Consider the following 14,443-nt stretch of genomic DNA (forward strand, 5'->3'; position numbering starts at 1 on the left):
GCGGAATCTTGTGCCGATCGGGACATGTGCTTTCCCGATCACGGTGTGCGGATTGGCTAGGGTGCGATCCGCCCCTCGCGCGCCGCGGACCCGTACGCCGGTGAATCCGTGCGCCGCGCGGCCGCCGTACTCCGTGCCGCGCCCAGTGCCGCACGCGTGCCGCGCCGGGGGCCTCAGCAGTCCTGCAAGGCGCACCCGGTGCGGTGCGCCCCGTGTCATGAATGGGGTGGGGATGTCCGGTCACCGGATGTCGAAGAAGCGTCGTTACATCGCATGGGCGGTGGCGGCGGCCGCGGTGCTCGTGGGCGGTGGCGTGGCCGCGGAGGCCTCGATGGCGACCACGGTGTCGCGCCCGGCGCCCAAGGTCTACACGGGGCGGGCGTTCGACACGTGCGCGGCGCCGTCCGCGTCGGCGATGAAGGCGTGGCACACCGGGTTCTACGGCGCGGCGGCGGTGTACGTCGGCGGCAGGAACCGGGGCTGCGCGCAGCCGAACCTGACTGCCTCCTGGGTCAAGTCGGTCAGTGCCACGGGCTGGAAGCTGATCCCGCTCTACGTGGGCGCGCAGCCGCCGTGCCAGACCAGCCGCAACCCGGAGAAGCTGACCGCCTCCACCGCCGCCTCGCTCGGCGCGACGGACGGCGCGGACGCGGTGGCCAAGGCGTCGGCGCTGGGGATGAAGGCCGGCAGCCCGGTGTACTTGGACATGGAGTCGTACGACGTCGCCAACACCTCGTGCAACAACGCGGTGCTCACGTACATCCGGGCGTGGGACAAGGCGGTGCACGCCAAGGGGTACTGGGCAGGCTTCTACGGCTTCCGCAGCTCCAGCGCGAAGGCCGTCGCCACGGCGACGAACCGCACCGACCTGCCGGACATCCTCTGGTACGCGCTGTGGGACGGGCACAAGACCACGACCACCGACTGGCCGTTCTCCACGTCGCTGTGGACCGGGCACCGCCGCGGCCACCAGTACATGGTCAACAGCAAGGAGTCCCGCGGCGGTTACGCCATCACCGTGGACCGCAGCTACTGGGACGCCCCGGTCGCCGTCACCGGCTGACGCCCGAAGCGAGGCGCCGCGGCGGGACGCAGGGCCCCGCGGCGCCCCGCGTCGAACTGTGCGACGTCCCAGCGGAGCCCCCGGGCGGGGAGGCGGCCGGCGTTCCGCGCCCCGCACTGGCCCGTACGGGTGTCCTGGCGGCCGCCGCGGCGCGTGGAGTACGTCGGGGCCAGGGAACAGTTCGGGTGGCCCGCCCGGCCGCCTCCGGCGAACGTCCCTTCGGCCCCGTGCACGCCCTGCGGGCCCACGCGGCCGAACGCGTGGGCCTGTTCGCGGCCACGACCGAGGAGGGCGGCGGCATGAGCGCGCTGCGGACCGTCATGCAGAAGGTGTCCTCGACCGGGCGTTCGCCGGGGTCGGGCCGCATGTTCGTCCCGGCGGTCGCCCGGTTCGTGCACCGGGCGACCCGCGGCAGGGTGCTGCCCAGCGCGTGGCTGCTGCCCGGGGTGGCGCTCACCAGCACCGGCGTGCGCGGCGGTCCGCCCCGGTGCGCCCCGCCGGCGTGCATGCGCGAGGAGGGCGGGACGTTCGTGCTGGTCGGCAGCAACGTCGGGGGTACGGATCATCCGGCGTGGACGGGGGACCCGCTGAGGCATCCCGACGTCGAGGTGAGCCGGCGCGCGGCCGGGACATCCCCGTACGGGCCCCGTTGCCGGCGGGCGAGGGGCGCGAGTCGGTGTGGGCGGCGCTGGTGGAGTTCCGGCCCTCGTACGCGGCCTATGCGCGGCGCGCGGAGCGGCGGATCCGGCTGTTCCGGCTCGTCCCCGGGGAACCGGGCGGTGGCGCGGCCGTGCGGCCGCGGCGCGAAGTCCCCGGAAAGGACAACGCGGGCGCCTGGGCCGGCAACCTCCCCCGAGGACCGGTAGGCGCCCGCGTCGTTGCAGGCAGGACTTCGACTTGAGCGTAGGTGTAGATCAACAATGCCGCCGGAGGCGGGCGTCGGCGACGGGCGTCACCGCGTCGGCTTCTTGCCCGTCACACCGAGGTGCACCAGCAGCGAGAGGTTCGGCTTCAGCTCGGCTTGCTTGACGCCCCAGCTCTGGAAACCCTTCTGGTGCGCGGCGACCGCGGCGAGCATGGCCACGAGGGATCCGGCGACGGCTGCCGGGCTGACATCCTTGTCGACCCGGCCCTTGCCCTGGAGCTCCTTGATCGAATCGGAAAGGGAGTTGGTGAGGGGGTTGAGGATCCTCATGCGGATCTTGTAGAACCGCTTGTCCCCTTCGGCGGCGCCCAGGTCGACGACGCGCAGGATGGCGTCGTGCTTGCGCCAGAAGGAGAGGAAGCCCTCGACCAGTTCCTCCGCCGCCGCGGCGCCGGACTTGCCGGCCCAGGAACGGCCGGCGACGAGGTCCGTCAGCGCGGCCCCCTCCTTGGCCATCTCCTCGGCGAGCTCGAGGACGGCGCCCTCGACGTCGGGGAAGTACTGGTAGAACGTTGCGGGGGAGGTACCCGCCATCCGGGCGACGTCGATCACCTTGACGTCCCGGTACGGCGACGTGCTGAGCATTTCGCCGAGGCAGTCGAGCAGCTTCTGCCGCGTCGCCTGTCCCCGGCGGCCTGCCACACGGCCGTCGACGGTGCGAACTTGTCCTGTCATGCCGTCAGTTTACGGGCTGGTGATCAGCGCGCGATTCGATGCATGCAAATGGGGAAGGTCATGTGTTCGATTTCTCCTCGGGCGCGGCGGGGGATCCGTCGATAACGTGTCAAGCCAGACACTCCGTCGATCCACGCGAATCCCCACGTGAATCGGGATCGCCAGCCGCATCATCGGACGAATCGAGGACGAGATGGCCGCATACCCCGATGGCACCCCCTGCTGGGCCGACGCCATGCTCAACGACCTGGAGGCCGGCAAGCGCTTCTACGGCGGACTGCTCGGCTGGACCTTCGGCGAGGGCGAGGAGCGGTACGGCCAGTACACCCAGGCGTACGGCCCGGACGGGAAGAACGTCGCGGCCCTGTCCCCCAAGCCGGACGGCCGGATGCCGACGGTCTGGAACCTCTACCTCGCCTCCTGCGACATCCGGGCCACCGCGGGCAGGATCCGCGACTCGGGCGGCCAACTCATCATGGAGCCCATGGCCGTTGGCCCCTTCGGCACGATGCTCATGGCGGCCGACCCGGGCGGTGCGGTGTTCGGGGTGTGGCAGCCCGGCACGCACGGCGGCTTCGAGACGACCGGCGTGCCGGGCTCCTACATCTGGGCCGAGGTCTACACGCGCGAGACCGAGCGGACCGACCCCTTCTACGAGGAGGTCTTCGGCTTCGGCAGCAAACGGATCGAGGACGAGGCCATCGACTTCCGGATCTTCGTCCCCGGGGGCAAGGAGGTCACTCCCGGCAACGCCGTCCTCGGCCGCTTCCGGATGGGGCAGGGGTTCCCCGAGGAACTGCCCGCGCACTTCGTCGTCTATTTCGCCGTATCCGACGCCGACCGCGCCGCGGAGACGGTCGCGCGGCTCGGGGGCCGGGTCACGATGGGTCCGATGGATTCGCCTTTCGGCCGTTTTCTCCTGGCGAGCGACGACCAGGGTGCCCATTTCGCCCTGATCGACCCCGGCACCACGGTCGGTGAGAAGCCGTCCTGAACGCGCCCGGATCCGCAACCGAATCAAAGGTAATCGCGTGTCGACACCGCCCCGGGTTCGCAACTGATACTCATCCCAGGAAGAATCAGGGTCGGACCCCGGGATGGGGGGAACCCACGGGGAGGTGGCAGGGCAGTGGTGCAGCAGCTGACGCAGCACGATCCGAGACGGATCGGCCCTTTCGAGGTGCTGGGCAGGCTGGGCGCCGGCGGTATGGGCCTGGTCTATCTCGCCCGCTCGGCGTCCGGCCGGCGCGTGGCGATCAAGACCGTACGGGCTGAGCTCGCCGAGGACCAGCTGTTCCGCGTGCGCTTCGCCCGTGAGGTGGAGGCGGCCCGCGCGGTCAGTGGCTTCTACACGGCGGCGGTCGTCGACGCCGATCCCAGGGCCGCCGTGCCCTGGCTGGCGACGGCGTTCGTGCCGGCGCCCTCGCTGGAGGAGATCGTCAACGAGTCCGGGCCGCTGCCCGTGCAGGCCGTGCGGTGGCTGGCGGCCGGGGTCGCGGAGGCTCTGCAGTCGATCCACGGGGCGGGGCTGGTCCACCGGGACCTGAAGCCCTCCAACGTGCTCGTCGTGGAGGACGGCCCGCGGGTGATCGACTTCGGTATCGCGAGCGGGGTGTCCAACACGCGGCTGACGATGACGAACGTGGCCGTCGGCACGCCCGCGTACATGTCCCCGGAGCAGGCCAAGGACTCGCGCAGCGTCACCGGCTCCAGCGACGTCTTCTCGCTGGGCTCGACGCTGGTCTTCGCCGCGACCGGGCACGCGCCCTTCCACGGGGCCAATCCCGTGGAGACGGTCTTCATGCTGCTCAGGGAGGGCCCTGATCTGTCGGGTCTGCCCAGCGAACTGCGGCCGCTCATCGAGGCGTGCATGCGCATGGAGGCCGACCGCCGGCCGAGTCCGGCGGACCTGCAGGCGCAGTTGGCGCCGCACCTGTTCTCCTCGGCGGGCGACGACACCGGTACGGCCTCCGCGTGGCTGCCGCCCGCGGCGGTGGGTCTGATAGAGGAGCGGCGCAGCGGCGGCCGCCCCGGCGCGGGGCCGGGCGCCCCCGGCGGTGGCGTGGGCGCCGGAGCGCCCGGTGGCGGCGGCGCGGGTGCCGCGCTGCCTCCGATGCCGGCCCGGCCTCCCGCGCCCCCCGTGGCCCCCGTGGCGCCCCCTCCGGCCGCCGCCGAGGGCCCGGGCGGACCGGTGCAGCTCGCCGGTTCGGCACCGATAGGGCCCGGGATGCGGCTCGCCGAGCGCAAGAACCAGGCCGCGGCCACCGCGGCCGCCGCCGGCGGCGGGCTCGGCTGGGCCGGTCGCGGTGGCGCGGCCGGAGGTCCGCCGGCCGCGGTGCCGGGTCAGGGCAACGCGCAGGGCGCCCCGCAGGCCCCCGCGGTCCCGCCGGGCGAATGGCGGCCGTGGCGGTTCCGCATGTCGAACGACGTGTGGGGCACCCCGGTCGTCTCCTCGGGGCGGCTCTACGTGACCTCCTTCGAGGTGCACGCGCTCGACGTGGCCACCGGGCGGCGGCAGTTCAAGACCCGTGACGTGGCGTGGACGATGGCGGTCTCGGACGGCCGGATCCACGGCTCCGACGGGCCGAGCCTGTACGCGCTGGACGCCGCGGACGGCGCCGAGCACTGGCGCACCGGTGTGGACGGCTGGATCTACTCGCTTCGCGCGGACGCCGGGACCGTGGTCACCGGTACCCGCGGCGGCGGCGTGCAGGTCTGGGACGCCGCGGCCGGACGGCTGCGCTGGGAACGCGGCGGCGCGCAGACGGAGTTCGAGACGCCCGAGTCGGGCCCGAGCGTGGTGGACGGGGTCGTGTACTTCCACGGCGGCGGCCGGCTGCACGCCCTGGACGCGGGCAGCGGCGCGGAGCACTGGTCGTACCCGACCGGGGAGGGCGGCGCCATGCCGACCCGTCCGGTCGTCGCCGACGGCGCGGTCTACGTGACCGTGGGGAACCGCGTGCTCGCCCTGGACGCCCGCAGCGGCACCGAGCGGTGGCGCTTCGACGCCCCCGCCGTCATGTTCGCGCCGCCCGCCCACGTGCCGGGACCGGGCGTCACGGGCGGCGGCGTCTATGTCGCGGACTACCTGGGCACCGTGTACGCCCTGGACCCGGCGGACGGGCGCGACCGCTGGCGGGTCGCCACCGAGCAGCGGCAGAGCGTGGAGCCGGTGCTCGTCGCGGGCGGTTCGGTGATGCTGGGCGCGGGCGGTGCGCTGTACACGCTCGACGCGGTCTCCGGCACCCCGAAGTGGCGCTTCGCCGCCCAGGGCGAGATCGTCGGCTCCCCGGTGGTGGCCGACGGGCGGGTGCACTTCGGCTCGAAGGACCACTGCCTCTACACGGTCGACGCGAGCGGCGGCCAGTTGCGCTGGAAGCTGGAGACCGGCGGGGAGATCACCGGTTCCCCGGTCGTCTCGGACGGCGTGGTCTACGCGAGCAGCAAGGACCGCTGCGTGTACGCCCTCAACGCCGTGAAGGGCACCGAGGCGGCCACCCGGCGCGCCTGAGGAACGCCGGCGGACGGCCGTCGTGCCGCTCACGGAAGGGGCTGACGACGGCCGTCGCTGGTCAACCTACGCGGCGGGGGACCGGGGCGCCACGCGAGGGGCTGTCCGGGTGACCCTCGTTCGCCGCGTTCCGGGCGGATCGTCAACGGCTGCCCCGGCCACCGGGGTCCGCCGGCCCGGACGCAGGCGGCGCACCGGTCAGCGCACCCGGTGCTCCCGCGTGCGGTGCGCGAGCGGCCGGGTCCGGCGCTCGGGCGGGAGGTTGCCGAGGGCGATGAGGTGCGGCCCGTGCGCGAAGGCCGGGGCGCGCGGCTTCGTGGGCCGACCCGACGGCGCGGATCGTGCCCTGTACGGCCTCGGTGGGACGGGCGGCCAGGACCCCGTCGGCTCCCTGTTGGAGAGCCTCGGCGGTCCGGCGCTCCGGGTGTCAGGGGGCGTGCCAGTTGTCGGGGCTGACGATCGTCTGGTGCCAGTTGTCCGGGCTGTCCGCGGCGGCGGCCGGGAGCGCGGCGGACAGGAGTCCGGCCGTCACGGCGGCGAGGACGGCGGCGGCCTTGCGTACAAACCTCACTACGCCTCCGGAGGAGAGGCCGGGTGCGGGCACCCAGCGGGCGAGACGACTTGGGCCCAAGGGGCGCGGGAGGCCAACTCGCCCAGGAGAAATACCGTGTTGGCCCACCGGACCGGCAAGAGCCGGGCGACGTCGAGGGCCGCCGCCGACCGGCGCGCGCAAGAAAGAAGGACCGGCTGCGGCGCCCCCTCCGCGCCGCAGTCGGTCCGTGGTTCCCCCGTGCCGCTCCCCCCGGAAGCGCGTCCCCCTTGGTGCGCCCCTCAGTCGTGCCGTCCCCCGTGGTGGTGCCGTCCCCGTCGCGCTGTCCCCCGTGCCCCCTCGGGCCGGCCGTCCCCCGTGTCAGGCGCCGGTCAGGGCGTGTGCCAGTTGTCGGGCTTGACCGTGGTGTCGTCGCTCTTGACCTCGGGCTCCTCGGTCTCCTCGGTGGTGACGACTTCCGGCTCTTCCTCGACGGTGGAGCCGGACTCGGGTGCCGTCTCGCTCATGGTGCCTCCCCTGGTGGGTGGAACTGGGCCGATACGAAGCCCGCCTGGCAACGACCCCCGTGCGCTACCAGGCGGGCAGCTCTTGCAGTGATGGAATCGTGGCAGGCGTCGATAATCAACCGATAAACGGAACTGTTGATGTCCTGTATCGGCGGTGTTGCGCAGCGCGGAACCGGCTAGACGGCGACGGCCGGAGCGGCGGCGGGACCGTGCAGCAGGCGCCGCACCTCGTCGGCGTCGGGGGAGCCCAGCGCGACGAAGGCCGCCAGGGCGTCCCGCCAGCAGGCGCGGGCACGGTCCACCTGGCCGGCCTCGGCGAGCGCGCGCCCGAGGACGGTGAGCACCTTCGCGCGGTAGAGCTCACCCCCGAGGTCGCGCAGCGCGTTCAGCGACTGCTCGGCCAGCGCCGCCGACTGGCGATGGGCGCCGGAGGTCAGGTGCACCTCCGCCATGCGGAAGAGGGACATGGCCTCCCAGAACTGCTGCCGCGCCGCCCTGAAGACGGGGAGCGCCTCGGAGAGCGACGCCAGCGCCTCCTCGCGGCGACCGGCCGCCGTGAGCGCGATGGCGAGCGCGTAGAGGCCGTTGCCGAGGCGGAACCCGGCGCGCAGCTCACGGTAGATCGACAGGGCCTGCTCCGCCGAGGTCACGGCGGCGGAGACGTCCCCGAGCTCGATCTGGGCGCGGGACAGATTGCTCAGCGCGGCGGCGCCGCCGTGCCGGTTGCCGTCGGCCATGAAGGCTTCCAGGGCCTGGGAATGGTGGTCCGCGCAGTCCTGGAAGCGCCGCCTCGGGAAGGCCACCATCCCTCGCAGATTGGGGGCGTAACTGCTGGTCAGAGGATCTCCGACGGCTCGCCCCAGCACGAGGCTGCGTTCGGCCTCCCGGTCCGCCTCCTCCAGCCGTCCGGCCAGGCTGTTCAGCTGGCCCAGCAGTACGCGGGCCCGGCCCTCCACGAGCGGTTCGCCGCAGCTGCCGGCCGTGGCGACGATGGCGCGTGTGGCCTGCTCGTACTGGCGCGCGTGGATGCCGGACTCCATCAGGTCCTGCGCGGTGAAGAGCAGGTCGACGGCTCGCCGCATCGGCCCCTCGCAGCCGCCGCCCGCTGCCTGCTGGACCGCGGCGAGGAGGCTGGGCGCCTCGGTGAACAGCCAGTCCAGGCCGTCCTCGCGGGAGTCGAAGGGCAGCCCGGGGCGGCCGACGGGCGCGAGGTGCGCCAGCAGGCGGTCGCCGGGGTTCTCCAGCTCGTACGCGCACGCGGCCGACGCCAGGTAGAAGTCCAGCAGCCGGGACAGGGCGGCGCAGCGGGCGTCGTCGCTCTCGTGGCGCTCGGCGCAGTCGCGGGCGTAGAGACGCACCAGGTCGTGGTAGCGGTAGCGGGCGGGCGCGGCGGACTCGATGAGGCTGATGTCTACCAGGGCCTCGAGCAGTTCCTCGGCGTCGTAGACGTCCATGTCGAGGACGGCCGCGGCCGCCTCCAGGGAGATGTCCGGCCCGTCGGCGAGGGCCAGCAGGCGGAAGGCTACGGCCTGCTGCGGGGTGAGCTGGCCGTAGCCGAGCTCGAAGGTGGCCTTGACGGCGAGGTCGCCGGCCTTGAGCTCGTCCAGGCGGCGGCGTTCGTCGCTGAGCTTGCGGGCGAGGAAGGAGACCGTCCAGGTGCGGCGGGTGGCCAGGCGGGAGGCGGCGATGCGGATGGCGAGCGGCAGGAAGCCGCAGGCGGCGACGACGTCGAGGGCGGCCTGGCGTTCGGCGGCGACGCGCTCCTCCCCGACGATGCGGGTGAAGAGCAGCAGGGCCTCTTCCGGGCTCATGACGTCGAGGTCGACCAGGTGGGCCCCGGCGAGGTCGACCATGCGGACCCTGCTGGTGATGAGCGCGGCGCAGCCCGGCGTTCCCGGCAGGAGGTGACGGATCTGGGCGGCGTCATGGGCGTTGTCCAGCAGGGCCAGGATCCGGCGGCCCGCGAGGGTGGTGCGGTAGAGCGCGGCGCGGTCGGCGAGGGACTCGGGTATCGCGGAGTCGTCGACGCCGAGGGAGCGCAGGAAGGAGGCGAGCACCGTCTCGGGCTCGGCGGGCCGGGCGGCGGTGCCCTGGAGGTCGACGTAGAGCTGGCCGTCGGGGAACGTGCCCGTGACGGCGTGGGCGACGTGGACGGCGAGGGTCGTCTTGCCGACCCCGCCGATGCCGGCGACGGCGGAGACCGACATGACGCCGCCCTCCGCCGAGGCCGCGGCCAGGCGCTCGCCGAGCTCGCGGACGAAGGCGTCGCGGCCGGTGAAGTCCGCGACCGTGGCCGGCAGCTGGGCCGGCCGTACCGGCTCGGCGGCGGCCTCTTCCTGCGGGACGGGCGGCGGCAGCAGCGACGGGTCGGCCTCCAGGACGCGCTGGTGCAGTTCGGTGAGTTCGGCACCCGGGTCGACGCCCAGCTCGTCGTCCAGGAGGCGGCGGGTGTCGGCGTAGACGCCGAGCGCCTCGGCCTGCCGTCCGCTGCGGTACAGGGCGAGCATCAGCAGGGCGCGCGGGCGCTCGCGCAAGGGGTGTTCGGCGGACAGGACGGTGAGCTCGGAGACCACCTCGGCGTGGCAGCCGGCCTGCAGGTCCAGGTCGAGGCAGGTCTCGGTGAGCTGCAGCCGCCATTCCAGCAGGCGGGTGCGCTGGGTCTCGGCGTACGGGCCGGGCAGCCCCGCGAGGGGCTCGCCGTCGAAGAGGGCGAGGGCGCCGCGCAGTTCCTCACGGGCCGTGGCCAGGTCCCCGGCCGCGCGAGCCTTCTCCGCCGCGGCTTGGTGCCGTTCGGCCAGGGAGAGGTCGAAGTCGTCCCCCGGGCGCAGCACGTAGCCGCCGCCGACGGTGGCCAGCGCGTCGGCGCCGAGGGCCTTGCGGAGGCGGAAGGCGTAGCTGCGCAGCGCCGCGAGCGCGGTGGGCGGCGGGTCCTCGCCCCAGACGGCGTCCAGTAGTTCCTGCGCGGTGGCCGTGCGGCCGCCGCGCAGCAGCAGCGCGGCCAGCAGCGCCTTCTGCTGTGGCGACCCGGCGGAGACCGGCTCCGTGCCGCGCCAGGCCCGCACCGGGCCGAGCACCGCGAAGCGCAGCGCTCCGCCCCGGTCCTTACCGCTTGCCATGCCTGCCCCCAGGTGCCGCCGTACCTTCGCGACGAGCGCGTATATCGATCGTTCATCACGAGCCGGAACAGTTTTCACGGACGGCGGGACCATCACCATCGGTTCCGCCGCCTGTGCCAGTTTGCCGCCTCAACCTGTATGCGGTCACCTATGGGTGGCTTTCGGGAGGGGCGTTCCGAGGAGTAGCAGGGGATGTTCGGGCCAGTTTCAGGTGAAGTACGGTCATATGCCGCCGGGTCGGCGGGCGGTCCGACCGGGGGAGTGGAGGGACGCCCATGTGCTCGCGTTGTGTGTCGCAGGCCGTGAGCGGACCACGGAGCCGGAGCGGCGGCGGGCCGGCGCCGTCGGTGTACCGGCTGCCCGGCCCCGCACTGCGCAGCCGGGCCTTCCGGCAGCCGGAAGGGCGCCCGTACGAACCGTACGACTGCGACTTCGCCGGGCTGGACCGCCGTGCGCGCGCGGTCGCGGCACGGCTGGGCCGGCTGCTGCCGCCGGGCAGCCGGGTGCTGCTGGCCTATCCGCAGGGCGTGGACCTCGCGGGGGCGTTCTACGGCTGCCTGTACGCCGGGATGGCGGCGGTGCCGCTGGTCGGCGGCGGCCCGGACGGGGTGGGGACGGTCGCGGAGGCCGTCGAGCGCTGCCGGCCCGCAGCGGTGCTCACGGGTGCCGACGCGTGGACCGCGCTCGCGGTGGACCGCTCGCGCACCCAGGTCGTGGAGGCCGACGGGCGCCGGGTGGGCGGCGAGCCGGTGGACCGGCTGGCGCAGGAGTGGCGTCCGGTCGGCGTCCTGCGCACGGCGCCCGGTTACGAGCGGTACGTCGCCGACGGGCTGGGCGGGGGCCGCATGGAGCCCGCGCTGCGGCATGGGGACCTCGCGGACGCGGTCGGCGAGCTGGCGGTCGCGGCGGGCCGGGGCACCCCGGAGGACGGGCTGGGGTGGATCGCCTCCGTGCAGGGGTTGGAGGACGCGGTGTGGCGCATGCTGCTGCTGGAGCCGGATGGGGGGGTGGCGTGACCCGGGGTGCGCGGTGTTCCGCCCCGGTTGTCGTGTGCGGGTTTTCCGCGCCTGCGGCGGCCATCCCCCGCGCGCCCGATCGCCCCGGATGGTTGGTGCGGGCCTGCGCGGGGTGCGTCGGGTGGGCCGGGGTCGGGGCCTGCGGGGCTGGGCGTTCCGGACCGCGTGTTCATGTGCGTGGCGGGCGGTGCAGGTCTGTGCCGTCTGTGCCGCACGACACATACGCGTCAGGGTTCAGAACGCCCACCCTCCCCCGGCCTTCGGCCGGGGATGCCCCCAGCTCCCCCGCCCCCCAGTATCGCCTGCGACCAACGGCCGGTGGGGGTGTGGGCGGGCAATCCGCCGCACGCGCAGGGCCACCCCCCCAGCGGTGGCCGGCGGAGGGCCGGCGCGATACCGCAGTATCTGTGAACCGCGGCATCCCAGCCGTGGTACCCCGGACCGCCGGCCCTCGGCCCGCGGTCAGCTGCCGGGGTAGCGCTCCAGCCACGCCGCGGACGCGCCGCCGGGTCCGTGCAGCGCGGGGCCCTGCGTCGTCTCCATGGCGAAATCGTCGGCGAGCTGCAGGATGGTGCCCCGGCCCTCCAGTTCCGCCGTCCACGCCGGGGGCAGGGCGGTCTCGCCGTGCTCCACGCCGAGCAGGTTGCCGCAGATCGAGCCGGTGGAGTCGCTGTCCCCTGAGTGGTTGACCGCCAGCAGCAGTCCGTGCCGGACGTCCTCGGCGACCAGGGCGCAGTAGACGCCGATGGAGAGCGCCTCCTCGGCGGTCCAGCCCGCGCCCAGGGACTCCACCCGCTCCGCGCTGGGCAGCCCCTGACGTACGGCCCCGAGGGCGGCCTGCAGGGCAGCGGAGGTCTCCTCGTGCCCAGGGCGCGCGGCGATCAGGGCCAGCGCGTGCTGCACGGCGCCGTCCAGGGCCTCGCCGCGGGCCAGTCCGTGGACGATGACGGCGAACGCTCCGGCGGCCAGCACGCCGGTGGGGTGACCATGTGTCTGCGCGGCGCATTCGACGGCGAGCTGCAGCACCAGATGCGGCTCCCAGCCGACCAGCAGCCCGAAGGGCGCGGACCGCATGACCGTGCCGCAGCCCTTGGAGTCCGGGTTCTTGGGGTTGTCGAGGGTGCCCATCCGCTCGTCGGCGAGCCCGGTCAGGCAGGCCTTGCCCGGGGCGCGGCGCGCGTACAGCCACTCCTCGCGGGCCAGCCAGCCGGTGTCCTTGCGGCGCTCGTCGGGCCCCCAGTCGTTCTGGGTGGCCGCCCAGCGCAGGTAGGCCCGGTGCACGTCGGTGGGCGGGTGCCAGGCCCCGGCGTCGCGGCGCACCTGGGCGCGTATCAGGCCCTCGGCGGTGAACAGCGTCATCTGGGTGTCGTCGGTGACGGCCCCCCGCCGCCCGTACGCCGGGACGTAATCGGTGACGCCGTCCTTGCCGTGCGTCTGTCGTATGTCCGTCAGCGAGTCGAACTCGACGCCGGCACCGAGGGCGTCGCCGATCGCGCCACCGAGCAGGCAGCCGCGCACCCGGCTGCGGAAGTCCTGCTGCTCGGCACGCCCCCATACGGCCCCGCTCATGACCAGCGCCTCTCTGTCCGACCCGACCAAGCACTGTAATCGACCCAGATCGGTCGGCCTCCGGTCACGAACGGAATGTGGTCGGTCACGCACGGGGGAAGGCCCCCGCTGCCGGGCAGCGGGGGCCTTCAAGGGGCGGGGACTTCGGGTGCTACCAGCCGCGGCCCTGCCAGGCCGGCCGGGGGGCCCGGCCGCCGCGGGTCTGTGCCCAGCGCGCCGCGCTCGCGAGCAGGGAGGTGACGATCAGCCCGATGAACAGGTTCACCACGCAGGCGGCGAGCATCTCGTTCGAGCGGTGCAGGGCCAGGGGGATCAGCACGGCGAGGAAGGTCAGCGCGGTCATGATCCAGCCGAAGAACACCATGGCGCGCGGCGTCGCGGCGAGCAGGAGGCGTAGCAGCAGCGTCGCGGCGAGTGCGATGAGCCCTGCCCCGAGGACGTAGGCGGTCGCGGCGGCGTCGCGCCACGGCCCGTAGCCCTGGGGGGCGAAGAGCGGCAGCAGCAGGAATCTCCGCGCGACCAGGATGCCGGACTTGGCCAGCAGGACGGCGAGCACCGCGGTCGCGGCTCCGACGCCCCACAACCGCCAGGCGCTGACTCGGCGGCGGTCGTGGTCGGCGTGGCTGCTTGACACGTGACGTTCCTTTCCGGTCAGCCGACGCAGAGCACCAGGAGGCACAGCTGCATCGGTGACTTCGTTGCCGACGACGTGGGGGTCGCCGTCGTTGTGGGGGGTGTGGTCGCGACGTCCGCGGGCAAGTGGGGGGCGGACGAGGGCGCGGTGGTGTGCGGGGCGGTGTCCGCCGGCGCGAGGACGGCCGTGACCGGGCGGACCCGTGAACCGGCGTCGCCCTGCGGGGCGGTGTGCGCCGGCGCGCCGGTGCTCGCGGCGGACGGCTCGGCGCGGGCCGCCTCGCCGCGCGGCGCGGTGGTGGCGGTGGGCGCGCCCTCACCGGGGCGGTGGCCGGCGTCACCGCCACCGGGCCGCGCCGGGATCGAGGAGAGCGGGACAGTACGGGCCGTGGCCGGCGTCAGTGGCTCCGCCTCCGCCGCCGCTGCCGTGTCGGCCCGGCCGTCGGAGCCGCCGTGCGGCATCGCCGCGACGGTGAGACCGCCGCCGACGAGCGCCACGGCCGTGGCGGCCGCGGCGCGACGCCGGTTCTTCTTCCAGCGTTCCATCTGCCGGCGGCGGGCCGCACGGCCCTGCGGGGACGGGTCGGCGTCGTCCTGGCCGGGGCCGTCGGGGTCGTCGGAGTCCGCTTCACGGCTCGTCTGCCATTCCGCGGTGGAGCCCGGGCCCTGCCACATGGGCGGCGCGATGTCGGGTGCGTAGGCGCCGCACCCCGGACACACGAGAGCCCCGTTGAGATGCCGACGGCAAGAGGAGCAGTAGTCCATCTCCGAGTCTTTCTCTGCTGACGCGAGCCGCCGGGGGACGTCGGCGGCAGGTCCGCGCGCACGTTCCCCGTGCAGGGCGGGACGGCCAGCAACGCTAACGACACCTCCCGAAGG

At 74.1% G+C, this 14,443-nt stretch carries 12 protein-coding genes and 1 pseudogene; 5 read left to right on the plus strand and 8 right to left on the minus strand.

All coding sequences use genetic code 11. From position 1 onward, the window contains the following. The first annotated feature begins 232 nt into the window (after positions 1 to 232). The gene (locus ACRWNP_RS04235; protein WP_431959543.1) at positions 233 to 1,063 is read left to right on the plus strand and encodes a glycoside hydrolase domain-containing protein; all 831 of its coding nucleotides are present in this window, start codon (positions 233 to 235) and stop codon (positions 1,061 to 1,063) included. A gap of 365 nt (positions 1,064 to 1,428) precedes the next feature. Next, positions 1,429 to 1,929, plus strand: a complete 501-nt coding sequence (locus ACRWNP_RS04240) for a nitroreductase/quinone reductase family protein (protein WP_431959605.1) — start codon at positions 1,429 to 1,431, stop codon at positions 1,927 to 1,929. Between the two features lie 86 nt (positions 1,930 to 2,015). Here ACRWNP_RS04240 and ACRWNP_RS04245 read toward each other — a convergent pair whose 3' ends face one another. After that, positions 2,016 to 2,663, minus strand: a complete 648-nt coding sequence (locus tag ACRWNP_RS04245; RefSeq protein ID WP_431959544.1) for a TetR/AcrR family transcriptional regulator — start codon at positions 2,661 to 2,663, stop codon at positions 2,016 to 2,018. A gap of 193 nt (positions 2,664 to 2,856) precedes the next feature. Here ACRWNP_RS04245 and ACRWNP_RS04250 point away from each other — a divergent pair, with 193 nt between their 5' ends. Together ACRWNP_RS04250 and ACRWNP_RS04255 are read left to right on the plus strand one after the other, a co-directional pair. After that, complete coding sequence (locus ACRWNP_RS04250) at positions 2,857 to 3,657, plus strand: VOC family protein (RefSeq protein WP_431959545.1); 801 nt, start codon at positions 2,857 to 2,859, stop codon at positions 3,655 to 3,657. A 135-nt stretch (positions 3,658 to 3,792) separates the two neighbouring features. Continuing rightward, a complete protein-coding gene (locus ACRWNP_RS04255) occupies positions 3,793 to 6,174 on the plus strand; it encodes a PQQ-binding-like beta-propeller repeat protein (RefSeq protein WP_431959546.1) in 2,382 nt (793 codons plus the stop codon). 198 nt (positions 6,175 to 6,372) lie between these two features. Here the strand turns inward: ACRWNP_RS04255 and ACRWNP_RS04260 are convergent. The 4 genes and pseudogenes from ACRWNP_RS04260 to ACRWNP_RS04275 form a co-directional block, all read right to left on the minus strand. Further along, positions 6,373 to 6,598, minus strand: a pseudogene (locus tag ACRWNP_RS04260) (enoyl-CoA hydratase/isomerase family protein); the annotation flags it as partial. Between the two features lie 3 nt (positions 6,599 to 6,601). Continuing rightward, complete coding sequence (locus ACRWNP_RS04265; RefSeq protein ID WP_431959547.1) at positions 6,602 to 6,745, minus strand: hypothetical protein; 144 nt, start codon at positions 6,743 to 6,745, stop codon at positions 6,602 to 6,604. Positions 6,746 to 7,095: 350 nt separating this feature from the next. Continuing rightward, a complete protein-coding gene (locus ACRWNP_RS04270) occupies positions 7,096 to 7,230 on the minus strand; it encodes a hypothetical protein (protein ID WP_431959548.1) in 135 nt (44 codons plus the stop codon). A gap of 176 nt (positions 7,231 to 7,406) precedes the next feature. After that, positions 7,407 to 10,346 carry a BTAD domain-containing putative transcriptional regulator gene (locus ACRWNP_RS04275; RefSeq protein WP_431959549.1) on the minus strand — a complete coding sequence of 980 codons (2,940 nt, stop codon included), beginning with the start codon at positions 10,344 to 10,346 and terminating at the stop codon, positions 7,407 to 7,409. A gap of 302 nt (positions 10,347 to 10,648) precedes the next feature. Here ACRWNP_RS04275 and ACRWNP_RS04280 point away from each other — a divergent pair, with 302 nt between their 5' ends. Then, positions 10,649 to 11,362, plus strand: coding sequence for an AMP-binding protein (locus ACRWNP_RS04280; RefSeq protein WP_431959550.1), 714 nt, complete (start codon positions 10,649 to 10,651; stop codon positions 11,360 to 11,362). Between the two features lie 462 nt (positions 11,363 to 11,824). Here ACRWNP_RS04280 and ACRWNP_RS04285 read toward each other — a convergent pair whose 3' ends face one another. The 3 genes from ACRWNP_RS04285 to ACRWNP_RS04295 form a co-directional block, all read right to left on the minus strand. After that, positions 11,825 to 12,931 carry an ADP-ribosylglycohydrolase family protein gene (locus tag ACRWNP_RS04285; protein ID WP_431959551.1) on the minus strand — a complete coding sequence of 369 codons (1,107 nt, stop codon included), beginning with the start codon at positions 12,929 to 12,931 and terminating at the stop codon, positions 11,825 to 11,827. Between the two features lie 151 nt (positions 12,932 to 13,082). Further along, the gene (locus ACRWNP_RS04290) at positions 13,083 to 13,565 is read right to left on the minus strand and encodes a DUF6069 family protein (RefSeq protein ID WP_431959552.1); all 483 of its coding nucleotides are present in this window, start codon (positions 13,563 to 13,565) and stop codon (positions 13,083 to 13,085) included. A 17-nt stretch (positions 13,566 to 13,582) separates the two neighbouring features. Then, entirely contained in the window at positions 13,583 to 14,329 is a 747-nt protein-coding gene (locus tag ACRWNP_RS04295; protein ID WP_431959553.1) for an SCO2400 family protein, read from the minus strand. Positions 14,330 to 14,443 lie beyond the last annotated feature (114 nt).

The sequence above is a fragment of the Actinacidiphila sp. bgisy160 genome, assembly GCF_965342435.1.
GTDB lineage: Bacteria > Actinomycetota > Actinomycetes > Streptomycetales > Streptomycetaceae > Actinacidiphila.

Coding starts and splice junctions, on each gene's coding strand:
- ACRWNP_RS04235 (WP_431959543.1), top strand. CDS start 233: ATGTCCGGTCACCGGATGTCGAAGAAGCGTCGTTACATCGCATGGGCG.
- ACRWNP_RS04240 (WP_431959605.1), top strand. CDS start 1,429: ATGTTCGTCCCGGCGGTCGCCCGGTTCGTGCACCGGGCGACCCGCGGC.
- ACRWNP_RS04245 (WP_431959544.1), bottom strand. CDS start 2,663: ATGACAGGACAAGTTCGCACCGTCGACGGCCGTGTGGCAGGCCGCCGG.
- ACRWNP_RS04250 (WP_431959545.1), top strand. CDS start 2,857: ATGGCCGCATACCCCGATGGCACCCCCTGCTGGGCCGACGCCATGCTC.
- ACRWNP_RS04270 (WP_431959548.1), bottom strand. CDS start 7,230: ATGAGCGAGACGGCACCCGAGTCCGGCTCCACCGTCGAGGAAGAGCCG.
- ACRWNP_RS04275 (WP_431959549.1), bottom strand. CDS start 10,346: ATGGCAAGCGGTAAGGACCGGGGCGGAGCGCTGCGCTTCGCGGTGCTC.
- ACRWNP_RS04285 (WP_431959551.1), bottom strand. CDS start 12,931: ATGAGCGGGGCCGTATGGGGGCGTGCCGAGCAGCAGGACTTCCGCAGC.
- ACRWNP_RS04295 (WP_431959553.1), bottom strand. CDS start 14,329: ATGGACTACTGCTCCTCTTGCCGTCGGCATCTCAACGGGGCTCTCGTG.